General features: G+C 42.7%; 21 protein-coding genes. 17 read left to right on the plus strand and 4 right to left on the minus strand.

The features are described 5' to 3' along the window. Nucleotides 1–18 precede the first annotated feature (18 nt). On the minus strand, nucleotides 19–627 hold the full coding sequence (locus C900_RS15855) for an RNA polymerase sigma factor (RefSeq protein ID WP_009581061.1): 609 nt from the start codon (nucleotides 625–627) through the stop codon (nucleotides 19–21). Continuing rightward, nucleotides 618–1,721 carry a glycosyltransferase gene (locus tag C900_RS15860; protein WP_040496913.1) on the minus strand — a complete coding sequence of 368 codons (1,104 nt, stop codon included), beginning with the start codon at nucleotides 1,719–1,721 and terminating at the stop codon, nucleotides 618–620. Before C900_RS15860 ends, C900_RS15855 begins: the two co-directional genes overlap by 10 nt. 211 nt (nucleotides 1,722–1,932) lie before the next feature. On the opposite strand from C900_RS15860, the gene C900_RS15865 reads away from it, so the two are divergent. The 6 genes from C900_RS15865 (at nucleotide 1,933) to C900_RS15890 (ending at nucleotide 7,060) form a co-directional block, all read left to right on the plus strand. Beyond that, a complete protein-coding gene (locus tag C900_RS15865) occupies nucleotides 1,933–2,154 on the plus strand; it encodes a hypothetical protein (protein ID WP_040496914.1) in 222 nt (73 codons plus the stop codon). Further along, entirely contained in the window at nucleotides 2,138–2,533 is a 396-nt protein-coding gene (locus C900_RS15870) for a type II toxin-antitoxin system VapC family toxin (protein ID WP_040496915.1), read from the plus strand. Before C900_RS15865 ends, C900_RS15870 begins: the two co-directional genes overlap by 17 nt. A gap of 132 nt (nucleotides 2,534–2,665) precedes the next feature. After that, a complete protein-coding gene (gene tgt / locus C900_RS15875; RefSeq protein ID WP_009581071.1) occupies nucleotides 2,666–3,796 on the plus strand; it encodes a tRNA guanosine(34) transglycosylase Tgt in 1,131 nt (376 codons plus the stop codon). Further along, nucleotides 3,797–4,873, plus strand: a complete 1,077-nt coding sequence (locus tag C900_RS15880) for an LptF/LptG family permease (RefSeq protein ID WP_009581072.1) — start codon at nucleotides 3,797–3,799, stop codon at nucleotides 4,871–4,873. Then, entirely contained in the window at nucleotides 4,873–5,784 is a 912-nt protein-coding gene (locus C900_RS15885) for a DMT family transporter (protein ID WP_009581073.1), read from the plus strand. The genes C900_RS15880 and C900_RS15885 overlap by 1 nt, the downstream gene beginning before the upstream one ends. A 202-nt stretch (nucleotides 5,785–5,986) precedes the next feature. Beyond that, the gene (locus C900_RS15890) at nucleotides 5,987–7,060 is read left to right on the plus strand and encodes an LptF/LptG family permease (protein WP_040496916.1); all 1,074 of its coding nucleotides are present in this window, start codon (nucleotides 5,987–5,989) and stop codon (nucleotides 7,058–7,060) included. Between the two features lie 30 nt (nucleotides 7,061–7,090). On the opposite strand, the gene ispE is transcribed toward C900_RS15890, so the two are convergent. Then, nucleotides 7,091–7,897: a 4-(cytidine 5'-diphospho)-2-C-methyl-D-erythritol kinase gene (gene ispE, locus C900_RS15895; RefSeq protein WP_009581075.1), complete on the minus strand. Its 807-nt coding sequence runs from the start codon at nucleotides 7,895–7,897 to the stop codon at nucleotides 7,091–7,093. A 129-nt stretch (nucleotides 7,898–8,026) separates the two neighbouring features. Continuing rightward, a complete protein-coding gene (locus C900_RS15900) occupies nucleotides 8,027–8,839 on the minus strand; it encodes an enoyl-ACP reductase FabI (protein ID WP_009581076.1) in 813 nt (270 codons plus the stop codon). Between the two features lie 184 nt (nucleotides 8,840–9,023). On the opposite strand from C900_RS15900, the gene murI reads away from it, so the two are divergent. The 11 genes from murI to C900_RS15955 all read left to right on the plus strand — a co-directional run bounded on the left by murI (nucleotide 9,024) and on the right by C900_RS15955 (nucleotide 23,328). Continuing rightward, nucleotides 9,024–9,839: a glutamate racemase gene (gene murI / locus C900_RS15905; RefSeq protein WP_009581077.1), complete on the plus strand. Its 816-nt coding sequence runs from the start codon at nucleotides 9,024–9,026 to the stop codon at nucleotides 9,837–9,839. Between the two features lie 228 nt (nucleotides 9,840–10,067). Next, a complete protein-coding gene (locus C900_RS15910; RefSeq protein WP_009581078.1) occupies nucleotides 10,068–11,150 on the plus strand; it encodes a complex I subunit 1/NuoH family protein in 1,083 nt (360 codons plus the stop codon). Between the two features lie 19 nt (nucleotides 11,151–11,169). Beyond that, nucleotides 11,170–13,203 (plus strand): ATP-binding protein, encoded by a 2,034-nt coding sequence (locus tag C900_RS15915; protein WP_009581079.1) that lies wholly within the window; start codon nucleotides 11,170–11,172, stop codon nucleotides 13,201–13,203. Between the two features lie 81 nt (nucleotides 13,204–13,284). Next, complete coding sequence (locus C900_RS15920) at nucleotides 13,285–14,043, plus strand: 4Fe-4S binding protein (RefSeq protein WP_009581080.1); 759 nt, start codon at nucleotides 13,285–13,287, stop codon at nucleotides 14,041–14,043. Then, nucleotides 14,030–14,545: an NADH-quinone oxidoreductase subunit J family protein gene (locus tag C900_RS15925; protein WP_009581081.1), complete on the plus strand. Its 516-nt coding sequence runs from the start codon at nucleotides 14,030–14,032 to the stop codon at nucleotides 14,543–14,545. The genes C900_RS15920 and C900_RS15925 overlap by 14 nt, the downstream gene beginning before the upstream one ends. Beyond that, nucleotides 14,542–14,844, plus strand: coding sequence for an NADH-quinone oxidoreductase subunit NuoK (gene nuoK, locus C900_RS15930; protein WP_009581082.1), 303 nt, complete (start codon nucleotides 14,542–14,544; stop codon nucleotides 14,842–14,844). Before C900_RS15925 ends, nuoK begins: the two co-directional genes overlap by 4 nt. Before the next feature lie 3 nt (nucleotides 14,845–14,847). Next, nucleotides 14,848–16,986, plus strand: a complete 2,139-nt coding sequence (nuoL, locus tag C900_RS15935) for an NADH-quinone oxidoreductase subunit L (RefSeq protein ID WP_051052865.1) — start codon at nucleotides 14,848–14,850, stop codon at nucleotides 16,984–16,986. 3 nt (nucleotides 16,987–16,989) lie between these two features. Continuing rightward, entirely contained in the window at nucleotides 16,990–18,723 is a 1,734-nt protein-coding gene (locus C900_RS15940) for a complex I subunit 4 family protein (protein ID WP_009581084.1), read from the plus strand. Then, nucleotides 18,723–20,216 (plus strand): NADH-quinone oxidoreductase subunit N, encoded by a 1,494-nt coding sequence (locus tag C900_RS15945; RefSeq protein WP_009581085.1) that lies wholly within the window; start codon nucleotides 18,723–18,725, stop codon nucleotides 20,214–20,216. Before C900_RS15940 ends, C900_RS15945 begins: the two co-directional genes overlap by 1 nt. 9 nt (nucleotides 20,217–20,225) lie before the next feature. Next, entirely contained in the window at nucleotides 20,226–22,112 is a 1,887-nt protein-coding gene (locus C900_RS15950) for an amidophosphoribosyltransferase (protein WP_009581086.1), read from the plus strand. A 280-nt stretch (nucleotides 22,113–22,392) separates the two neighbouring features. Then, a complete protein-coding gene (locus C900_RS15955) occupies nucleotides 22,393–23,328 on the plus strand; it encodes an isoaspartyl peptidase/L-asparaginase family protein (RefSeq protein ID WP_009581087.1) in 936 nt (311 codons plus the stop codon). Nucleotides 23,329–23,455: the final 127 nt, after the last annotated feature.

Genomic DNA, 23,455 nt, shown 5'->3' on the forward strand with positions numbered 1-23,455 from the left:
GTTATTTCATGGATGGGTCTACAGGTGGTCTTTTTTGTTTTTTACAAGATCATACATCAACTCCCTGGCTCTGTGAAGCTGAGCTTTTACAGTGCCTAATGGTGCATCAAGTTCTTCGGCAATTTCTTCATAAGAATATTCTTTGAAGTACCTGAGTCTGACAAGCTTTTGGTATTTTGCCGGAAGTTTGGTGACAAACATCTGAATGAGCTCCACTTTTTGGCTTTTAATAGCCACCTCCTGAGGGTTCAGGTTTCTATCCTCTACATCTATCTGCACAGCTTCGCCATTATCATCGGTGAAGGATGTATCCAGGCTCATCGTTTCCAGCCTCTTTTTACGGATAAAGTCAATAGCATTGTTGGTGGCTATGCGGAATAGCCATGTACTGAAAGTATAGTCTTTTTTGAAGCGATGGAGATTTTTGAAAGCTTTGGCAAATGCCTCAATAGTAAGGTCTTCTGCATCATCAACGTTTCTTACCATCTTTAAAATCATATGGTAGACTGGCCTTTTATACCTGTCCATCAGCAAAGCGAAAGCCTGTTCCTCACCTTCTTTCACTGCCTGGTCTATAAGTCGAAAATCTTCTAACGCTTTGTCAGAGAACTGCTTTTTTAACTCCATCTAACCCTTTTTGTAAATAGTGCTGTCGCGCCCGTAATAAAATAATAAATGACAAAAATTATGTCCAGAAATAGTAAGCCTGCAAGATTAAACCTGACGCCTAGCTTTTTCCTGGCTATGTTAAACGTCAGGTAAATCATCAAAGTTCTGATTAAAAAACAACCCGCCACTATATATAATTCAATACGTAAGCTGAACAGGATGGTTAAAATTAACCAAAATAATATTTGTGTTAATGGAATTATACCTAAAATGATCTTATCTGCTGCTTTATAGTACTTCCCTACAGACAAATGTCGCACTTTTTGCCTAAAAAACGATTTCCAGTCGGTTTTTGGTTGAGAATACACCAAAGCATTTTCTCCAATAGTCACCCGGGTATTCCTTTTTCCTGCATGTTGGTTTACAAACAAGTCGTCATCACCTCCTGTAACGCCAAGGTGAGGGTTAAATCCTTTCTTGCTAATAAAAAGGGATTTTCGATATGCCAGGTTTCTGCCTACACCCATGTAGGGTTTGCCCGCAAGCGCCAACCCGATGTACTGGATGGCTGTCCAAAGTGTTTCAAACCTGATGAAGTAATTGAGAAAGCCTTTGGTCCGGGTGTAGTAGGAAAAACCGAGGTTGAATTGGGTGCTTTCGCTAAAAGCAGCAGCCATAGTAGCCACCCAGTGTTCATTGTTAGGTTCGCAATCTGCGTCAGTAAGCAGTATCTGATCGTATTTCGCAGCTTTGATACCCAGAGTCAGGGCGTATTTTTTGCCGTTGAAATTTTCGGGAGTGTGATTCACTTTGACCATTCTTAGTCGGGGTTCTTTTTTTGTTTCCGCCAGAAGGAGGTCGTAGGTGTTGTCATTGCTCCGGTCCTCCACTACAATTACTTCCAATTCCGGATATTGCTGCGCGTATAATTTGGGGAGCAGTTTCTTCAAATTCTCCTCCTCATCATGAGCTGCTATCACAATGGAGACAGGAGGCTGATTAGCAGTTTTTTGGTGTTTATAACGGTAAAAACCAATAAGGAAAATCAGAAAATATATTATTTGAATACCTGCGCAGACAAGAAAAATGATCAGGAGGAGGTTAGAGACCATAAAGTAAAAAATAAATTAAAAGGGGCAAATATAGAGGTAAATTCTGTTTTGTAAAGCCTGAACCAAGACAGCTTCAGGAAAGTTTCAAAGTTTAGTGACCTTTGTAATCTTCATGTAAATTTGTACTCGGTGTTACCGCTAGATATGTCCGGCTTCGAAACTGAAAGTTAAATAAAAATGTTATCTTCACATTATCCAAAAATGCATTCTTATGGATATCCAAACCAGAAAACTTAGACTAATTGAGGCTTTCTTAAAGATTAAAGACAATTCTATTTTAGATAAAATGGAGGAATTACTTCGGTCTAAACCTATGACTAATCCAAAACCAGAAGTAGATAAATTTGTGGGGATATGGTCGAAGGACGAAGCCGAAGAAATTAAAAAAGTTATTGCCGAAGGATGCGAACAAATAAATGAAGAGGACTGGTAGTATTTATTTGATAGACACGAATATCATCGTAGACCTTTTTGCAAATGATGAGAGCCTGAGACATCAGTTATCTGTTAAAAAAGTAGTTATTCCATCAGTGGTTGTGGGCGAATTGTATTTTGGAGCTTATGCATCTGCTCGTCAGAAATTACGGCTTAGGGAACTTAGCGAATTTATTGCAAACTATGGAGTCGTCTATGTAGATGAAGAAACTGCATTGTTCTACGGTCAAATTAAGGCACAGTTGAAAGCATCAGGAACACCAATTCCTGAAAATGATGTGTGGATTTCTGCCTTAGCTCTTCAACACAACTTCATTATTGCCACCAGAGATCATCATTTTGATAAACCCAAGAAAGTAAAAGTAGTATATTGGTAGTACTTCATCCGCTTCAGGTGAGTTATCGATCAGGCCTGTCGTGCTTTTATGCCCATTAAATAGGAAAGTGCTAATCATTAACAACCTTTCTAATATTAACCCTATTTTTGTGCCTGTTTTGAAAATCAAGGAATGGAATTTAAGCTAGAGGCAACAGACAAAGGTAGTAAAGCCAGAACGGGTATAATTACTACAGATCATGGGGAGATCAAGACCCCGATATTTATGCCTGTAGGTACAGCAGGGTCGGTTAAAGCTGTACATCAACGAGAGCTGAAAGAAGATATAAAGGCACAGATCATTTTAGGAAATACCTATCACCTGTATCTTCGGCCCGGACTGGAGATCATTGAAAAGGCGGGAGGCTTGCACAAGTTCAACGGTTGGGACAGGCCAATTCTAACGGACAGCGGAGGTTATCAGGTTTATTCTCTTTCGGAAACCAGGAAGATAAAGGAAGAGGGCGTAACTTTCAAATCACACATTGACGGTTCGAAGCATATTTTTACTCCTGAGGCTGTAATGGATATTCAGAGAACAATCGGGGCTGACATTATTATGGCTTTTGATGAATGTACGCCCTATCCCTGTGAGTATGACTATGCCGAACAGTCTATGCACATGACCCACCGGTGGCTAAAAAGATGCTGTGAGTATTTCGACAAAACGGAAGGAAAGTACGGCTACAGCCAAACGTTATTCCCCATCGTTCAGGGTAGTGTGTATAAAGATCTTAGAAAGCAATCTGCCGAAGTAATTGCATCATATCAAAGAGAGGGTAATGCTATTGGCGGATTATCAGTAGGTGAGCCTGCAGAGATGATGTATGAGATGACAGAGCTTGTTTGTGATATTTTGCCTTACGATAAACCCAGGTACCTGATGGGTGTGGGTACCCCGGCTAACATATTGGAATGCATAACGCTTGGCATTGATATGTTCGACTGTGTAATGCCTACCCGGAATGCCCGGAATGGTATGCTTTTTACCTCAGAAGGGATCATTAATATTAAAAACAAAAAGTGGGAAAGCGATTTTAGTCCGGTTGATCCTGAATTATCCGGATATGTCGATACTTTCTATTCAAAGGCGTATCTTAGGCATTTGATCATAAGCAAGGAAATTTTGGGGGCTCAAATAGCGAGTATTCACAACCTGACTTTTTACCTATGGTTGGTGGGGGAAGCCAGGGCTCAGATTGAAGCCGGCACTTTTGCAGAATGGAAATCAGGGATGGTAAAAAAGGTTTCTCAGAGGCTATAAATGAAGATAATAGACAAATACATACTGAAGAAGTTTCTTGGATCATTCATATTCACGGTGTTGATCATCGTGTCTATTATACTTGTTATCGACATCACCGAGAAAACTGAGAAATTCGCCAAAGCTGAACTTTCTACTGCGGAGGTAATAGGCTATTATATGGATTTTGTTCCCTGGATTGCCAATTTTATCACTCCCCTGACAGTTTTTATTGCCACCGTATTCGTTACAGCACGAATGGCCGGGCATACCGAGATCATTGCCATATTGAGCAGCGGTGTTTCTTTCAGACGTATGCTGCTTCCGTATTTTATTGGCTCAATGCTGATAGCCATTACGAGCTTCTACCTCACAGGCTGGGTTATTCCTGATTCAAACAAATCCAGAGTGGCTTTTGAAATAGAGTATTTGAAGAGTAAATACTACTTTGATAAGACCAATTATCATATACAGGTGGCGCCCAACACCTATCTGTATATGCGCAGCTATAACAACCAGTCGGATATGGGTTATGATTTTACCCTGGAGCGTGTTGAGGGTACAAGGTTATTGGAAAAGCTATCCGCCTCCCGGATAAAATGGGATGAGGAAAAGCAGAAATGGTCACTGACCAACTGGAAGTGGCATAGCATCGCAGGGGATGTGGAAAGGATAGATGAGGGGAAGGAAATGGATACCACCTTAGCTATCCATCCCAGTGAATTTGATAACGACTATCGTAGCTATGATGCCATGACTATTAATGAACTGGATGAGCAAATAGCCAAGCTGAGACTTCGTGGCGCCAGCAATGTGGAGGTGTTTGAAGTGGAAAAATATGTGCGCTTTACATCGCCATTTGCGGTGCTGATCCTCACCTTTATGGGAGTGATCGTGTCTGCCAGGAAGACCAGGGGAGGTGCTGGTTTTCAGATAGCGCTGGGTTTTCTCTTGTCATTCATATACATTCTTTTGTTTATCATGACCAAAACAATTGCTGAGGCCGGGGGAGGTATTGACCCTGCCATTTCCGTATGGTTTCCAAATATCCTGTTTGGAGGGATATCGCTGATCATGTATAAATACGTACCACGGTAATGTCCACAACAAAGGATTATCTGAAGCTTCATTTTATAGTGTGGATATGGGGTTTTACCGCTATCCTTGGCCTGTTGATCACTATCCCTTCTGTTGAGATAGTATGGTACAGAACCATGCTGGCTTTTATGGCTCTGGGCGTTGTACTACACTTTCGAAAGCATAATTTTTTGCTGGGATATAAAGAGGTGCTGAAAATCCTGGGCACGGGATTTATTATTGCTGCACATTGGATTTTATTCTTTGCAGCCGCCAGGGTGTCAACCGCCTCAGTTTGCCTGGCGGGAATGGCTACCTGCTCGCTATGGACCAGCTTCGTAGAGCCATGGGTGAATAAAAGAAGTATTAAGCTGTTTGAAGTTATTCTCGGGCTGGTGGTAATTGGCGGACTTTATATCATTTTCAGGTTTGAATTTAACCACGCTTTGGGGCTCGCGATGGCCGTGGTTTCAGCATTTTTAGCGGCATTGTTTTCCGTGATCAACGGGCAGCTTACCAAAAAGCATAATCCTTACATGATCACCTTCTATGAAATGCTGGGAGCATTTTTGGGCACTTCTGTATTCTTCCCCATTTATATCACATTTTTTGCGGAAGATGGTATGTTACAACTGGTACCTACGGCTATGGACTGGCTTTACTTGTTGGTTTTGGCTGTGATATGTACGGTTTACGCCTTCTCAGTTTCGGTAGAGCTCATGAAGCGGATCTCAGCCTTCGTTGTGAACCTGACAGTGAACCTGGAGCCGGTCTATGGCATTGTTCTGGCAGTACTCGTTTTTGGTGAAAAGGAACAGATGCAGCCAGGGTTTTATTTGGGAACATTCATTATTCTGCTATCCGTTCTGGCTTATCCAGTCATCAATAAAAGGCTAAAAAGAAAGGCCCTTGAGGTAGATAACCTGCGGTAGTCATTCATTCCTTCATTCCTTCATTCCTTCATTCCTTCATTCCTTCATTCCTTTATTCCTTCATTCCTTCATTCCTTTATTCCCTCTTCCCTCATCCAATCATTCAATCATTCAATCATTCAAAATTCGTAAATCGTAAATTCAAAAAGTCGGTCCGTTATTTGCTTTTACTCCATTCATTAACCCAAACTTACAGCGTTAGATGAAATTATTGGACAGATACATTTTAAAGCAGTTTCTGGGAGCTTTTGTTTTTACTGTCTTTATAATTGTAGCAGTTATTGTTGTTATTCATTACTCCGACAACGCCGATGATTTTGCTGAGGCTAATTTATCGGCTAAGGAGGTGGCGGGCTATTATTTGGATTACATCCCCTGGATTGCCAATTATATCTCTCCGCTTACCATGTTTATTGCTACAGTATTTGTTACTTCCAAACTTGCCGGGAGGACGGAGATAATAGCGATCTTAAGTAGTGGGATCTCCTTCAAACGTATGCTGGTGCCTTACATGACCGGAGCAGTTGTTATTGCCATTGGCAGCCTTGTTCTTACCGGGTGGGTGATCCCCCAATCAAATAAGGATAGAGTGGCATTTGAAGTGAAATACCTGAAAAGTCCGTACAAATTTGATAAGAGGAATTACCACTCTCAGCTTGCGCCTGATGTTTACTTTTATCTCACTGAATATAACAACCAAGAGCATAAGGGACAGTATTTTACTTTAGAGAAAGTTCGTGGTACTGAATTGGTGGAAAAATTAACTGCTCAGCAGATTTTATGGGATGCCGAAAAGAAGAAGTGGAGCCTGAGCAATTGGAAATTGCACCACTTGGAGGGATATAGTGAGAAAATTGAGAAGGGAATCGCTATGGATACTGCTCTTGCCATTCATCCCAGCGAGTTTGAAAATGACTATAAGCGATATGATGCCATGACTATTCCCGAACTTGAAGCACACATAACCAAACTTCACATCAGAGGGGCCACCAATGTAGCAGAATATGAAATTGAAAAATATATTCGCTTTACTTCTCCGTTTGCGATGCTGATCCTTACTTTTTTGGGTGTAATTGTGTCATCTCGCAAGCACCGAGGAGGGGTGGGATTCCAATTGGCACTGGGTTTTTTCCTGGCCTTCTTTTACATTGTTGTGTTTACTTTTACCAAAACTATAGCTCAGGTGGATGGCTTCGATCCTGCTTTTATGGTGTGGATACCTAACCTGATATTTGCAGGTGTTTCTGTTTTGATGTACCGGGTGCTGTCACGATAGATTGGTACCACGTGTGAACAGTCAAAGCCCCTATGAAAGTTGGCCTTGCCAGCAAATATCGGCTAAAGGAAGTTTTCCAGGGTCAGCTTCAAAGAGACCATAAATGCTGGAACCAGACCCTGTCATGGATGCATATGCTGCTCCTAACCTATATAATTCATCCTTGATTTCTGCTAAATGAGGGTGTAGCTGAAATACAGAATCTTCAAAATCATTTTTCACCCTGTCTTTCCACTCAGCTATTGGCGTTGTTTCGATCGTTTCCTTTAAATTATATTGTGGCTTGCCAGTATTCACTCTGCTATATGCTTCTACAGTGCTAACGTGGATATTCGGACAGATCAGCACCAGCCACTTTCCGGATAGATCTATTGCTATATCCGAAAACACATTGCCTGTGCCCTCGGCCAAGATAGGTTTATTTCTTATAAAAAAGGGGCAGTCGCTGCCCAGGTAACCCGCATACCCTTCCATTGTATCTGGCGTCAGGCCAAGTTCAAATAGTTCATTCAATACCTTTATAGCGTAAGCTGCGTCAGCAGAACCACCACCTAACCCGGCACCCATAGGAATAACCTTGTGTAGATGAATATGTACCGGTGGTAAATTGTACTTGGACTGAAGCAGGTGGTATGCTTTCAAAATAAGATTGCTCTCGGTATTGCCCGGAATTCCCAGGCCTGAGGTATCAAATTGTAGCTGTTTCGCTGGTAGCATCTCAAGAACGTCCTGCAAAGGTATCGGGTAGAAAGCCGATGAAATGTTATGGTAGCCGTCCTCTCTTTTGGAAAGAATGTTTAATCCTAAATTGATCTTTGCATTGGGGAAAACAACCATTTGGAAATCTGAAATAGGAAAATGGGAAATCTGAAAATGGGGTAAAAGTATGAATTGGAAGAGGGAATGAGATATGAGTATCATGAGCCGTTAAGTCTCACATCTCATATCTCACATCTCAAATCTAAATTATTTCGTCAACTGAGCAATGATATCTTCAGTAATCCCGGAATTCGAGAATCCACCATCATGCATCAGATTTTGCATCGTTACCATTCGGGTGTAGTCTGAAAACATCATGATGATGTAATTGGCACAATCCTCAGCGCTGGCATTTCCAAGAGGAGACATCTTGTCTGCATAATCGAAGAAGGCGTCAAATCCTGATACACCACTTCCGGCGGTAGTCATTGTTGGCGACTGAGAGATGGTGTTTACCCGTATGTTTTTCAGTTTAGCAAACCTGTACCCATAGCTTCTTGCTATTGATTCCAATACCGATTTAGCCTGGGCCATATCGGAATAATCAGGGAATGTACGCTGTGCAGCTATATAAGTTAAAGCCAGCACAGAACCCCATTCATTCATGGCATCGGTTTTTTCGGCGGTTTGAAGTACTTTATGGAAGGAAACGCCTGAAATATCGAGTGTTTTTAAAAACCAGTCATAATTCAGGTCACCATATGATTTGCCTTTTCTTACGTTAGGGCTCATACCTATTGAGTGAAGAACGAAGTCCAGCTTTCCTCCCAATACCTCCATAGACTTTTCAAAGAGGGTGGTAAGATCTTCAATGGAAGTAGCATCTGCTGGAATTATTTCGGCATTACAATGTTCCGCAAGCTTATTGATCTCGCCCATGCGCAAGGCAATGGGAGCATTGGTCAAAACAAATTGAGCTCCTTCTTCATGCGCTTTAAGAGCTGTTTTCCATGCTATCGAATCCTCATTTAGGGCACCGAAAATAATACCTCTCTTCCCTTTAAGTATGTTATTACTCATAGTTTCTTGTTTTGGTCTTGTTGGAAATGCAATAATACAAATATTTACTAAATCGTATGAGTTTAAAATATATGACTCACGTACATCAGATAAACGGGAGTGTGGGCACAGCCTTTTCAAAATGCCTGTATCCGGTTTAATATCGGATAGATTTCAATAATTTTGAAGCCAGATAAACTACAATATGAAAATTGATGCAAACAGCCCTATCGGAATATTTGATAGTGGCATAGGGGGCCTGACTGTGGCATATGCTATTCGCAAAGCATTACCGCAGGAGTCGATGATATATTTTGGAGATACAGCCCATTTGCCGTATGGCGATAAATCTGAGGCTGCTGTGCAGGCGTATTCTATAAAAATAGCGGATGTGCTGATGAAAAAGGGCTGCAAGGTGATCGTGATAGCCTGTAATTCTGCCAGCTCGGCTGCCTATGAACTGCTGAAAGAGTATACCGGTAAAAGAGCAAAGGTCATTAACGTGATTGATCCAATGATCGCTTATGTGAGTGAAAAATTTGAAGGCAAAAAAATAGGTCTGATCGGCACAAAACGCACAGTACAGTCGAATGTCTATGCTAGAAAGATCAGGCAGTTGAAAAAGGATATCAAGCTTACTTCCCTGGCTACACCATTACTGGTACCTATGATCGAAGAAGGATTTTTTAATAACAGGATCAGCCACGAGATAATTGAAAAATACCTCAGCGACCCGGCCTTGCAGGGCATTGAGGCGCTGATCCTGGGTTGTACACATTATCCCCTGGTCAAAAAGGAAATAGATGATTACTATAAAGGAAAGGTGACCATACTTGATTCTTCCGAGATCACGGCCAAATACCTGAAAGCGTATTTGTCAGAGCACCATTTGCTCACAACCATGCCTGAGGAGGGAACAGACGCCTTCCTGGTATCAGACTACACCGAATCATTTGAGGCTTCCACCAAAATATTTTTTAGAAAACTAGTGCACCTGGAAAGGTACCCTCTATGGGATTGAGCGAACATTTTTACTTTTTGAACAAGCCTCATGTGATATATTAGAATAAATACTTTATATTATTCCTGTGGATTGATTTATTTTGTTGTGCAAGAGCCCGGCAATGCTATTAAGTTAAGTCCGTTTTGAAAGTCCTTTTCCTTTAGGAGAGGGATTTAGGGTGAAGCCAAAAAAACAGTCAATCGTTTAACTTAAGAGTATTGAGGAGTCCAGACCTAAAATTTTTACATGTCAACAATATTATTCTTTCTTCCATTTTTACTCTTATTTACGGTGTTGGCTGTCTATGCAGAGCGGAAGGTATCTGCTTTCATACAAGATAGGTATGGACCAATGGAGGTGGGGTATTACGGTATCCTTCAGACAGTGGCTGACTTGCTCAAGCTCCTTCAAAAAGAAGACATAGTGCCTAGGGCGGCTGACAGAAAGCTTTTTTTAACGGCACCCGTACTGATCTTTGTTTTCCTGTTTGCAGGTTTTGCCGTATTGCCGGTTACCTCATCGTGGCAAGGAGCTCCTGTTCAGACCGGTGTCTTTTACCTGCTGGCTATTGTTTCTCTGGATGTAATAGGAATTATAATGGCAGGTTGGGGTTCCAACAACAAATATGCGCTACTCGGTGCCATGCGGTCCGCTGCGCAAATTATCTCTTATGAAGTACCACTCACACTAAGTGTACTTTCTGCTGTGGTTATATGCCAAACGCTCGATTTGCAGGAAATATCACTGCAACAGGGAATATGGAGCAATGAAATCAACTATCTTTTTGGAATAAAAGCTTTAGGAATAGATGTGACCAGCATAGGTGGCTTCTTAACCTGGAATGTAGTGCGGATGCCACTGCTATTTTTTGCATGGCTGATCTTTTTTATCTCCTCTCTTGCTGAAAGTAACCGCGCCCCCTTTGACCTGCCGGAAGCTGAATCAGAACTGGTGGCTGGGTTTCAAACTGAATATTCCGGTTTTCGCTGGTCGGTGATCATGCTGGCAGAGTACGGAATGATGCTATTGGTTTCTTTCCTTGGAGTGATTTTATTTTTTGGAAGCTGGAATACCCCGCTACCGAATATTGGCCCTGTGATGCTGGCCGAGTGGACAACAGGGGAGCCAGGCACCCTGTACGGTACATTATGGAGCGCCTTTTGGCTAATTGGTAAAGCCATGACAGTTGTACTGATCCAAATGTGGGTGAGATGGACATACCCGAGGGTTCGTATTGATCAACTGATGACACTTGGATGGAAGTATCTGACTCCCGCAGCATTGGTAATATTATTATTATCAGGGATTTGGAGATTGTTGATGATTTAATCGTATATTAAAAGCAATTTTGAAAAAGTATCTTAACATATTTCTGCTCTGTTGGCTCGTTGGTGGCTATTGTCAGGGACAGGATGCAGCCAGGATCGACAGCCTGACAAATGAATACAACAGGACCAACTCCGACTCTCTCAAGTTGGAACTCTTATTTTATATCATCAATGAATATCATTATGAGAATGTAGACACTTCCATTCTTTTGGCGGAAAGGGCGCGGGATTTCGCTGTTAAACTACAAGATACACTTTACCAGGCGTTTGCTGATGAAATGCTGGCCGGCTATCACAACGTTCAAAGTAATTATAAAGAGGCGCTGAAGTACGACCTTGAGGCTTTGAGGTTGTATAAGCAGATGAATATTGGCGCTGGAATAGCCATGACGCTGAATAGCATAGGAGAAGATTACTTTGATCTGGACCTTTTCAGTGATGCCTACGACTATTACCAGCAAAGCTTAAAAAAAGCACAGGAAGTTAATGATAAACTGTCCGTAGCTATTGCCACCTACAATATCGGCAGGGTGTTGAAATCCATGGGGCAACTTGAAAAGGCAAGAGAGTACATAGAAAATTCGATGAAGATGAGCCGTGTTATAGATGACCTTGAGGGGTTGGCATATTCTGGTCACGATATTGGTGAGATCCTTATCCTGGAAGGGCACTACGACAAAGCTCTGGAGGAACTTAAGGAGGCGCTGGAGCTTGGTGAGAAATTGGAAGTAATCATATTGATACCTCAGATTATGGGAAAAATCGCACTTGCTCACGAGCACCTGAATAATTTTGAGGAGGCCATGGAATATTATGAGCGGGCATTAGAGAGGTTCCAGGAGCTTAACAGTAAGAGTGGTATCACGGAGACCTATTTGGGAATGGGTAAAACCAGGATGAAAATGGGTGAACACACTCAAGCCGCGGCACTGTTTGATCTGAGCCTGAAAATGGCAAAGGAGAGGGAGAATAATGAATTAATTATCCAGGCCTACCATGAAATTTCGAAGTTGCATGAGAAGTTGGGAGAATATGCGCAGTCGTTGAAATATTATAAGATGTACAAGGCGCTGGAAGACAGTGTGTTCAGTGAAAGGCAGAAAGAACAGTTTGCTCAGATCCAGATCAAGTATGAGATGGCCAATAAGGATATGGAGATCGCACTCCTTAACCAAAAGGAAGAGCAAAGGAAAGTGCAACTTCAGAATGAGGAGTTTTTCAGAAATATTCTTGTAGTAATACTGGCTTTTACCGGAGTATTATTAATCACCCTGTACCGAAGCAGTGTCAGACGTAAAAAGATCAATAACCTGCTTGTGGCGCATCAAAAGGAAATGGAAGAGCAAAGTAGGGAGCTTGCAGGCCTGCTTGAGATGAAGGATAAATTTTTCTCAATCGTGTCACATGATCTCAGGTCGCCTATCAATGCATTGGGAGGAATTCTGGATATGCTCGATGAAGGTAGCCTTACCCAGGAAGAGCTGCGGCAACTGACGAGGTCACTGAAAACCCGCCTTGATAATACGCGTAAGCTACTGGACAACTTGCTCGACTGGGCGCTTGTTCAGATGAATGAAATCACCATTCAGGAGGAAACAATGGACCTGAACCACCTGGTAGATGATAACCTGTCTTTCTTTAGAGAGGTGAATGATAAACACATACATTTTCTCAACGAAGTGGAGGAGAAAACCATGGTGCTGGCTGATAAGAACATGCTGGACCTTATCATTAGAAACCTGATTGCTAACTCTATCAAATTTACCGGTGAAGGGGGTTTCGTGGAAGTTTCCGTAGAAGAAAGGAATAACGACTGGCTTATTGTGGAGATCAGAGACAATGGTATGGGTATGTCTGAAGAGCAGAAGGCACAATTGTTTAATACAACCACACTTTATACTACGAAGGGTACGGCCAATGAAAAAGGGACCGGGCTGGGGCTTAAACTTTGCAAAGAGTTTGTTGAACGGATGGGAGGCGAAATTTGGGTAGAGAGTACGGAAGGTGAAGGAAGCTCATTTAAGTTCACAGTAAAAAAAGAGCCCGTTTTCTAAAGATTTTTTAATATTTCTTGCTTTTTCTTAATAAGCTGACCAATATTTGTATCAAGTTTACAGGCGAATCAATGTTTACGCATGAAGTCAGGCTACTGGAACAATATTGGGCAAGCAGTAAGCACCTTGTGGGGTGGCTTAATGCTCACTTTCAGGCATATAATAGATGCCCGCTTTTCGAGAAAGCCTGTTCCTGTAAGTGACGACTCTTACTTTGAACAAGACAAAGGCCTGGTCACCGTTCAATACCCGCATGAAAGCTTTCCCATACCCGACAACGGAAGGTACAGGTTACACAATGAAATTGATGATTGTATTGTATGCGACAAGTGTGCTAAAATTTGTCCTGTAGATTGTATAGATATTGAGCCTATTAGAGCTGTAGGCGAAATCGGCAAGACCTCGGATGGAACACCTAAAAGGATATACGCAGCTAAATTCGATATCAATATGGGATTGTGCTGCTTCTGCGGCTTGTGTACAACGGTATGTCCCACCGAATGTCTTACCATGACGAAAACATATGACTTCAGCGAATATGATGTAGATGATCATATCTATTCATTCGCCACTATGACCCCATTGGAGATATTGGAAAAGAAGCAGGAGCTGGAGGCAATGGAGAAGCAGAAAATGGCTGAAAAAGGGGCTGGAGGAGAAGTGACAAAAAGTAGTGCAGGCAAGTCCGAAGATAAAGCCGGGGAAAAGACAATAGCCAAACCAGCAGGCGTAAAGCCTAAGTTTAAGCCAAAGGTAAAACCTGTGGCCAAAAAGCCGGTAGTAAAGCCAAAGCCAATCATGAGAAAAAAAGACGAGGGAAAGGGTGATGACGATAAGTGATATCCTTTTCTACCTTTTTGCCGGGTTAGCTGTGCTATCGGCTGCCGTGGTATTGTTTTCCAGGAATATACTCTATTCAGCCTTTGCACTGGTCGTTACTTTCCTGGCAGTGGCTGCTATTTATGTGTTGGCAGGGGCCGAGTTTGTAGCTATAACACAAATCATGATATATGTAGGTGGGATTGTGGTGCTGTTGATCTTTGGTGTAATGCTTACCAATAAAATTTCTGGTAAAGCGCTGGTTACAGAGGCGCATAATAAATTTTGGGCTGTAGTTGTTTGTGGAGGGCTGTTTACACTCCTTCTGTACGGCATATTTAGGATCAATTTTGCGTTGTTGAGTGGAAGTGGAGGAACAACAGCAGGTACAAATAATGTGCAACAATTGGGCATAGGCCTCATGAGCGACTATATTTTGCCTTTTGAAGTGGCAGCAATATTATTGCTAATTGCATTGATCGGGGCAGCTACAATTGCAGGATATAAAAATGAAAATCAATGACCATTGAAAACTACTTTATACTGAGTGCGATCTTATTTTGCATTGGAATGGCAGTAGTGATCACCAGGAAAAACGCCATTGTGGTGCTTATGGGAGTTGAGCTGATCTTAAATGCGGCTAATGTTAACTTTGTAGCCATTAGTCGATTGGATAATGTACAGATTGAAGGACAATTTTTTTCTTTGTTTGTGATCGTGGTGGCAGCGGCAGAGGCAGCGGTGGCGCTGGCTATAATTTTGAAAGTATACAAGTATTATAATACTACTAACCTAAACGAAATTAATCAGCTAAAAGGATAAGTTTTGAATTACACAGAGTTACTACGTCCGCTACCCTGGAGTACACCAACCCTGCTTTGCCTTTTGGTACTGGCTTTCCCCTTTATAAGCTTTTTACTGATGGCTATAAGCCCGGAAAGGTTTCGTAAAGCAGCTTCCCGGGCTTCCAGCGGCCTTATTTTGCTGGGGGCTCTGCTATCAGTTTATCTTTTACAGTTAAAGTGGTCGGGGCCTGATTTTCATACCCGCCTCGAATGGTTCAGTATAGAGGGACTACCCAGGCTTACGGCAGGCATACTTTTGGATGACAGCGCTGCACTTATGCTGGTGGTGGTGAATATTATTTCATTCCTGGTTCACACCTATTCAACAGCTTATATGCATGACGACCCGGGATACAGAAGGTATTTCTCCTTTTTAGGACTTTTTACCTTTTCGATGCTCGGCATTGTGCTTGCTGATAATCTGCTTGTTGTTTTTATTTTCTGGGAACTGGTCGGACTTTCTTCGTACCTGCTTATAAGTCACTGGTACGACAAGGAAAGCGCTGCCAAGGCAGCAAAGAAGGCTTTTGTTGTTAATAGAATAGGAGATGTGGGCTTTTTGACAGGTCTGGCAGTGCTCTGGATCCAGTTTAAAACCTTTGACCTGGAGGCCTTGGAGGCTTTAATGGCTAATTCTTCCATTCAAAATGGTCAATGGACATCCTTTTTAGGATATTCGCTGAATGCTGACTGGCTTACAATAGCAGGCATAGGCTTGTTTTTAGGTGCTATGGGTAAATCAGCGCAGTTTCCATTGCAGGTATGGTTGCCCGATGCCATGGAAGGGCCTACCCCCGTTTCAGCGCTTATTCACGCTGCCACTATGGTAGCGGCAGGTGTATTTCTGATGGCCCGTGTTTTTGTATTATTGGATATCAACGCGCTGACATTCATGGCTGCTATTGGCGCTGTTACCGCGTTTATGGGAGCTGTAGCTGCGCTGGCGCAGCACGATATCAAGAAGGTGCTGGCTTATTCTACCATATCACAACTGGGCTATATGTTGATGGGAATTGGCGTTGGCGCCTACGATGCAGCGCTGTTTCACCTGTTTACCCATGCGTTTTTTAAAGCTTGTCTGTTTTTAGCAGCCGGAGCCGTTATTTATGCGCTTCATGAATATGCACACAAAACAAACGCTCATTTTGACGCTCAGGATATGCGGAATATGGGTGGCCTGCGGAAACGGATGCCTTTCACATTTTTTGCGTATCTGGTTTCCACCCTGGCGCTTATCGGTATACCATTTTTTTCAGGATTTTTATCTAAGGATGCAATTCTTTCAGGCGCATATGCCTGGGCTGATGTGATGTCGCAGGAGGCGCTCTCATGGCATTACATTATACCCGACCTGGGCTTCTTTACGGTAGTACTTACAGCTATTTACATGTTCAGACAACTGTTTTTAGTCTTTTTTGGTAAGCTAAGAATAGCCTCACAGGACCAACAGGCCGGTTTGCAAGCAGTAAAGGAGGTTCCGCCAGTGATGCGCGGTGTGTTGGTGGTCCTTGGCGTGATGTCTTTTGGGATAATCTGGTCTGTAAACCCTTTTGACCAGAGCTACAGTTGGTTTTTGGGGACTATAGAAGTGCCAACAATTGTATCACCGGGTTTTGTTGTTGACTGGCAGCCCCGGCTTATTGAGCTTTCGCTGCGAAATCATCTGGAGGTAATGGCGATCTCCATGGCCATGATAGTCGCTGGTGGTGTGGTAGCATGGTATCTGTACAGGCCGGGCAGCAAATATGAACGTACATATTATAAAAGGCCGGCCACAATGAATAAACTTCAGGCCCTGTCATATAATAACTGGTATTTGAATGATTTTTTTAATGTACTTGTCAAAAAACCTGTAACAGCAGTTGCACAGGGGCTTACACGAGTTGAAAAACAGGTGATAGACAGGGCTATTAATGCTTTTGCTGTAATAAATGTAATAATTGCACATGCTATTAGTTGGATAGACAGAGCAGTGGTTGATGGTTTTGTGAATTTTTCTGTTTTCTTTGCGGGCAGAGTTGGGGTAATGACAAAATCATTACAAGGCGGAAAGATTCAAAGTTATATTCTGATCGCTATTATGGGCATGGTGCTAATGATACTCTGGATAATCTGGTAATCAATGCTAAACGACTACTTACTCTCCACATTAATATTTCTGCCATTGACCGCTGCTGTTATAATAGCGTTGTTGCCGCAGCCTGCTAAGCAGTTTTACAAATATATAGCCTTATTTGTATGCTTTGTTCAACTGATTTTGGCGGGAGTTATATATTTCGGTTTTAATCACAACTTGCAGGGAGTCAGGGAAATTGAAAGTTTTCAATATACTGAGTTCACGCCCTGGATCAATTTTGAGCTGGCATCGCTTGGTAAGCTGTCCGCAAATTATTTTGTTGGGGTGGACGGATTGAGTGTTACAATGGTATTGCTTTCGGTTGTGGTGCTGCTTATCGGGGTGGTGTCGTCATGGAATATCACTGAAAAGGCAAAGGGATATTTCAGTTTATACCTGGTGCTTAATGCCGCCATTATAGGCTGCTTTGTGGCGCTTGACTTCTTATTGTTCTACCTCTTCTTTGAGTTTATGCTGCTGCCCATGTACTTTCTCATAGGCCTGTGGGGTGGCCCTAGGAGAGATTATGCTTCCATAAAGTTCTTTTTATACACCTTGCTCGGTTCCGTTCTGATCCTGATAGTGATGATCATGCTGTACCTGTCGGTAGTTGATCCTGCTGCTACGGCTGTCGAATTAAATCTTGCTTCAAATATTGAAAATGTTTCTCCCGACATTGTTCAGCAGGTGCAGGATATGTTATTGGCGCGTCAGGTGCCCGTGGAGAACTTAGTACATACTTTTAATATGGTGTACATGACAGATCCCGGCAATTACATCCCCAATTCCGTTATGGATGTACAAGTAGTCAGGGAATTACTGGGACAACCGGCTCGTCTGCTGGCTTTCTTACTTCTCTTTATCGGTTTTGCAATAAAAATACCCGTTGTGCCGGTGCATACCTGGCTGCCAGATGCACACGTAGAGGCACCTACACCTATTTCTGTAGTGTTAGCAGGGGTTCTTCTAAAAGTAGGGGCTTACGGTCTCATACGTACGGGCTACCTGATCATTCCTGATGGCGCTATCCATTACGCATGGTGGATAGGGTTGTTTGGTGTAATCTCTATTATTTATGGAGCCATGTGCGCTCTGGCAAGCCGCGACCTGAAGAAGCTTATTGCCTACTCTTCCGTTTCCCATATGGGCTTTGTTCTGCTCGGACTGGCTTCGTTGACCTCAGAAGGGGTAAGTGGCGCCATATATCAGATGGTGAGCCACGGAATTATTTCTGCTGCATTATTCCTGATCGCAGGGGTGGTGTATGACCGGAGTCATAACCGTATTATTGAAAACTATTCAGGTCTGGCCTCTAAAATGCCGAAGTATAGCATTTTTGTGATCATATTTTTCTTTGCCTCTATGGGCTTACCGGGATTTTCGGGGTTCATTGCTGAGGTGTTCGTGCTTTTGGGGTCTTTTAGTTCTTCAGTTGTTAATGGTCTTATCCCGCGATGGATGACTATATTGGCGGCTACAGGCCTTATCCTCAGCGCCTCATATTATTTATGGACCATCCAAAGGATGTTTTTTGGCCAATTCTTTACCAAAGGACCTGTCGAAGCAAACAGCTTGACAGATATTAATAGGCGCGAATACCTGATGTTTATTCCGCTGTTTGTACTGGCGCTATTGCTTGGAATTTTCCCGGGATTGATCCTGGATCTTATTAACCAGTCTGTATCGCTATTTGTAGAGACCGTCAACAACCATGAATTCAAAATTCCGCATAACAACTAATGGAAGAAGGTCTGCACCATAAACTAACGGGTATCAATTCAAGCCTGCCATATTTTTTGCCGGAGGTCATACTGGTAGGGGGGATCATACTGATCGTTTTTGTTGGGCTTTTTAATATTGGTAAAAAGGAGCTGCTCATGCGAGTTTTAGCTGCGGTTATGCTGGCGTTGGTACTTTATTTTGATATCAGACAGTGGCTTCATGAAGACAATGTACGGCAGTTGTTCCTGGATATGGTTACGTTGGACCGGGCAGCGATCCTGTGGAAGATCTTGTTTGGAACGGGAGGCTTATTTACGGTACTCATGGGCTTTAAATATAGAGGCTGGTATGATAAAAGCGGTGAGTATTATGCCCTGATGCTTTCTGTGGTCTTTGGCGCTCACCTGGTGGCCATGGCAAGTAACCTGCTTATGATCTTTATTGGTATTGAAGTCATCTCCATTAGCTCTTATATTCTTACTACCTTTAGTTTTAATAAAAATAGCACGGAAGCGGGTTTAAAATACCTGTTGTTTGGTGCGGCAGCTTCCGGGGTCATGATCTTCGGCATGTCATGGCTGTATGCTTTCACTGGGTCGCTGGCATTTACGGAGCAAAGTTTCTTAGAGATGCTTATGAAAGCAGATGCTCTTCCGCTGATCATTGCAAGCCTTTTTGTTACGGCAGGGCTCTTATTTAAGATATCTGCAGCGCCAATGCACATTTGGGCGCCTGATGTATATACTTCAGCACCCACTCCGGTGGTTGCATTCTTCTCAATAGTTCCCAAGCTGGCAGGATTTGCCATACTGGTAAGGTGGATGTTAGTAATCAAGCTTTTTGGTTTTAGCCCGGTCGACTGGGCGGCTGTATTGGCCGTGGTAGCCATGCTTACTATTGCTATTGGTAATTTTTCCGCTTTGTGGCAGAACAATGCAAAACGTATGCTGGCATACTCCTCTATTGCTCATTCCGGGTTTTTGCTGATCGGACTAGTGGCGTTTTCCGAACTGGCCATTCAAAGCCTTTTATTCTATGCTGCAATTTACATACTTATGAATGTTGCTGCGTTTATATATGTCAGCTACCTGGAAAGGGAGTACAATATTATTAATATTAAAGACTACAAGGGTTTTGTAAGGACATCACCTTTAATCGCTACCGTGTTGGTAGTGATCATGATATCGCTGACAGGGTTGCCCCCCACTGCAGGATTTACTGCTAAACTGCTTATTTTTAGTGCCTTGTGGGATGGTTATGCCGCCACCGACCATACCATGATGTTGTATTTGCTGATCTTCGGGCTGCTCAACGCGGTGGTCTCACTTTTCTATTATCTGAAGATCCCATATTTCATGATCTTTAAAGAAGGCGCTCATGAGGGTAAAGCCAAAAAATTGTATACCATCGAGAATTTTTTGGGATTCTTTATGGTTTTAGCATTGTTGATCTTATTCTTTAAACCGGATGGGTTGATGAGAATGATTAATAGTGTTAGCTTTGCATTTTAATTTCTTAGCATGAGTGATAGCATCAAACATGAATGTGGTATAGCCATGATCCGGCTTCGAAAACCACTTTCTTACTACATCGAAAAATATGGTTCTCCTACCTATGCCGTAAACAAGATGTACATTTTAATGGAAAAGCAGAGAAACAGGGGGCAGGATGGTGTTGGTATAGCTAACATTAAAATTGATCAAAAGCCAGGCCTGAGATACATTAGCCGCTATCGCTCAATAGATCAGGACCCGATAAAAACGATCTTCGAAAAAATAGGTAAGAAGTACAGAAAGGCTCAGAAGGAAGGGAAAGACCAGTACTATGATGAAAGGTGGATGAAGGAGAATTGCGCCTTTACCGGTGAGGTGTGGTTAGGGCATCTCCGCTACGGCACCCATGGTAAAAACAGCATTGAAAACTGCCATCCCTTCCTGAGACAGAATAACTGGCGAAGCAGGAACCTCGTGGTGGCTGGCAACTTTAATATGACCAATGTTGATGAACTGTTTGATATTTTGGTAAAGCTTGGTCAGCACCCTAAAGAGAAGGTAGACACTGTAACCGTAATGGAGAAAATCGGTCACTTTCTTGATGAAGAGAACAACGATATTTTTCGCAAATACAAAGAACAGTACACCAACCAGGAGATCACAGAAGTGATTGAAAGTGAGCTGGACCTTCAGAAGGTGTTGAGCCGGGCATGTAAGGATTTTGATGGCGGATATGCCATGGCAGGTATGGTGGGGCATGGCGATGCCTTTGTTGCCCGCGACCCTGTAGGTATACGACCGGCTTATTATTATGCTGATGATGAAGTAATAGTTGTGGCTTCTGAAAAGCCCGCTATTAAAACAGCTTTTAATGTAGATTACGATCAGATTAAAGAAATAACTCCCGGTCATGCACTGATCATTAAGAAGAATGGTCAGTATGGGGAGTATCAATTCAGGAAGCCTGAAGAAAAGAAATCATGTAGTTTTGAGAGAATATATTTCTCCAGAGGTACTGATCCGGGTATTTATCATGAGCGAAAGGAGTTGGGTAGACTTCTTGTGCCGCAGATACTGAAGGCTATCAATTTTGATTTAAAGAATACGGTATTTTCATACATCCCCAATACTGCCGAAACAGCATTTTTGGGTATGATGGAGGGCATGGAGAACTACCTGAGTGCAAAAAGGAAAGAGGTGATCCTGGATGGTAAGCCTCATGTTGATTCCATTGAAGATTTCTTATCGTTTCGCCCGAGGGTAGAAAAGATAGTGATCAAAGATGCGAAATTGCGTACTTTTATTACTGACGATGACCACCGCGATGAAATGGTGGCCCACGTATATGATACTACTTACGAGGTGATCCGAAAGGGTATAGATACGCTGGTGATCATCGATGACTCCATAGTGCGTGGCACTACACTCGAAAAAAGTATCTTGACGATGCTTAACAGGCTCGAGCCTAAGAAAATAGTTATTGTTTCCTCCGCTCCCCAAATCAGGTTCCCGGATTGTTATGGCATTGACATGTCTAAAATGAATGAATTCATCGCCTTCCGTGCTATGATCCAGTTGGTGAAGGACAGTGATAAGGAGTACCTGATGGATGAGGTTTATGATCTTTGTCAGAAGGCTTTGGTGAATAAGGAACTCGTCAACTATGTCAATAAGTTGTATAACGAGTTTTCTTATGAGCAGATATCTAAAAAAGTTGCTGAAATAGTGAAGCCAAAGGAGATGAAAGCAGAGCTCGAAGTGATCTACCAGACAGTGGAGAATCTGCACCATGCCTGTCCGAATCATCAGGGCGACTGGTATTTTACCGGCAACTTTCCAACCGCAGGTGGTATGCGGGTGGCCAATCGATCGTATGTCAACTTCATGGAGGGTAAATTGGTGCGGGCGTATTGATTACTCTGTCCGTCATAGGTAATCAGTAGTATCCTAAAGGTTTGACATACCTATAGGTATAGAAATATTTGCAGGAATTCAGAAAAAGTGATATTATTGATCTATGCAAGAAATGATTGGCTTAAGCTATCCTTACTTTTTAGCTACTAAGCGGTGTAAATTCATCGGCTTACTGTCCAATCCTCTTAATCTGCTCAGCCTACAGCCCATCTTCGACTGTTAATCTGGCTCTGCATACCAGATTTAATTCAGTCAATAATATAATAACTTATCAATCTTTATGGACAACAACTTTGTATTAGCCATACATGGTGGTGCGGGCACTATTCTAAAATCTAAAATGACCGCTGAAAAGGAAACTGCATATAATGTGGCGCTTAAATCGGCATTAGCAGCAGGCTATGAAGTATTAAAAAACGGAGGGAACAGCCTGGATGCTGTTGAAAGAGCTGTGATCGTTTTGGAAGACAGTGATTTGTTTAATGCAGGTAAGGGCTCTGTTTTTACCTCTGACGGTAGTCATGAAATGGAAGCCTCAATGATGTGTGGAGCTACACTAAACGCTGGCGCAGTTGCTGGGGTCAGGTGTATTAAAAATCCTGTTATTTTGAGTAGAAGGGTACTGGATAACGAAGACTATGTATATTTGTCAGGTGAGGGAGCACATCTTTTTGCAAAAGAAACGGGGCTTGAGTGTGTTGAGGAGGAGTATTTTTATTCCGATCTCAGATACCAGCAGTGGCAGTCCGTAAGGAATTCCACTAAAGTGGCGCTCGACCATAGTGACGATCGCAAATTTGGTACAGTGGGCGCAGTGGCGCTGGATCAGCACGGAAACCTGGCAGCAGCGACATCAACCGGAGGCTTGACCAACAAGCGGTACGGCAGGATAGGGGACAGCTCGGTAATTGGAGCCGGCACCTACGCCAATAATCATACCTGCGCCATATCATGTACCGGTTACGGGGAATATTTTTTGAGAGGAGTAGTGGCTTATGATATATCGTGTTTAATGGAATATGCCGGCATGACCTTGCAGGAGGCTGCGGAAAAAGTGATACTGGAGAAGCAAGTGGAGTTAGGAGGTGAGGGAGGTATAATAGGAGTGGATGCTCAGGGAAATAGTAGCCTGGTATTTAATTCGGAAGGTATGTACAGGGGGGTGGTTAGCGCTGTAGATCATCAATTTCATTTGGGGATATATGGGGAGGGTTAAGTTTTTAAAATTGTTTCCCCCCACTGGCTCGGAGTGTGCTGTGAGTGAAGCAAAGGCTTCACGTAACTGCAAATAAGATGGTGGAACCGACCCACCAGAGTCTGCTTACAGGAGCCGGCTCTAAACA

The sequence above is a fragment of the Fulvivirga imtechensis AK7 genome (assembly GCF_000331535.1).
Lineage (GTDB): Bacteria > Bacteroidota > Bacteroidia > Cytophagales > Cyclobacteriaceae > Fulvivirga > Fulvivirga imtechensis.

Excerpts from the sequence above, each read along its gene's own strand:
- C900_RS15855 (WP_009581061.1), bottom strand. The coding sequence starts at position 627 with ATGGAGTTAAAAAAGCAGTTCTCTGACAAAGCGTTAGAAGATTTTCGA.
- C900_RS15860 (WP_040496913.1), bottom strand. The coding sequence starts at position 1,721 with ATGGTCTCTAACCTCCTCCTGATCATTTTTCTTGTCTGCGCAGGTATT.
- C900_RS15865 (WP_040496914.1), top strand. The coding sequence starts at position 1,933 with ATGGATATCCAAACCAGAAAACTTAGACTAATTGAGGCTTTCTTAAAG.
- C900_RS15870 (WP_040496915.1), top strand. The coding sequence starts at position 2,138 with ATGAAGAGGACTGGTAGTATTTATTTGATAGACACGAATATCATCGTA.
- tgt (WP_009581071.1), top strand. The coding sequence starts at position 2,666 with ATGGAATTTAAGCTAGAGGCAACAGACAAAGGTAGTAAAGCCAGAACG.
- C900_RS15880 (WP_009581072.1), top strand. The coding sequence starts at position 3,797 with ATGAAGATAATAGACAAATACATACTGAAGAAGTTTCTTGGATCATTC.
- C900_RS15885 (WP_009581073.1), top strand. The coding sequence starts at position 4,873 with ATGTCCACAACAAAGGATTATCTGAAGCTTCATTTTATAGTGTGGATA.
- C900_RS15890 (WP_040496916.1), top strand. The coding sequence starts at position 5,987 with ATGAAATTATTGGACAGATACATTTTAAAGCAGTTTCTGGGAGCTTTT.
- ispE (WP_009581075.1), bottom strand. The coding sequence starts at position 7,897 with ATGGTTGTTTTCCCCAATGCAAAGATCAATTTAGGATTAAACATTCTT.
- C900_RS15900 (WP_009581076.1), bottom strand. The coding sequence starts at position 8,839 with ATGAGTAATAACATACTTAAAGGGAAGAGAGGTATTATTTTCGGTGCC.
- murI (WP_009581077.1), top strand. The coding sequence starts at position 9,024 with ATGAAAATTGATGCAAACAGCCCTATCGGAATATTTGATAGTGGCATA.
- C900_RS15910 (WP_009581078.1), top strand. The coding sequence starts at position 10,068 with ATGTCAACAATATTATTCTTTCTTCCATTTTTACTCTTATTTACGGTG.
- C900_RS15920 (WP_009581080.1), top strand. The coding sequence starts at position 13,285 with ATGAAGTCAGGCTACTGGAACAATATTGGGCAAGCAGTAAGCACCTTG.
- C900_RS15925 (WP_009581081.1), top strand. The coding sequence starts at position 14,030 with ATGACGATAAGTGATATCCTTTTCTACCTTTTTGCCGGGTTAGCTGTG.
- nuoK (WP_009581082.1), top strand. The coding sequence starts at position 14,542 with ATGACCATTGAAAACTACTTTATACTGAGTGCGATCTTATTTTGCATT.
- C900_RS15940 (WP_009581084.1), top strand. The coding sequence starts at position 16,990 with ATGCTAAACGACTACTTACTCTCCACATTAATATTTCTGCCATTGACC.
- C900_RS15945 (WP_009581085.1), top strand. The coding sequence starts at position 18,723 with ATGGAAGAAGGTCTGCACCATAAACTAACGGGTATCAATTCAAGCCTG.
- C900_RS15950 (WP_009581086.1), top strand. The coding sequence starts at position 20,226 with ATGAGTGATAGCATCAAACATGAATGTGGTATAGCCATGATCCGGCTT.
- C900_RS15955 (WP_009581087.1), top strand. The coding sequence starts at position 22,393 with ATGGACAACAACTTTGTATTAGCCATACATGGTGGTGCGGGCACTATT.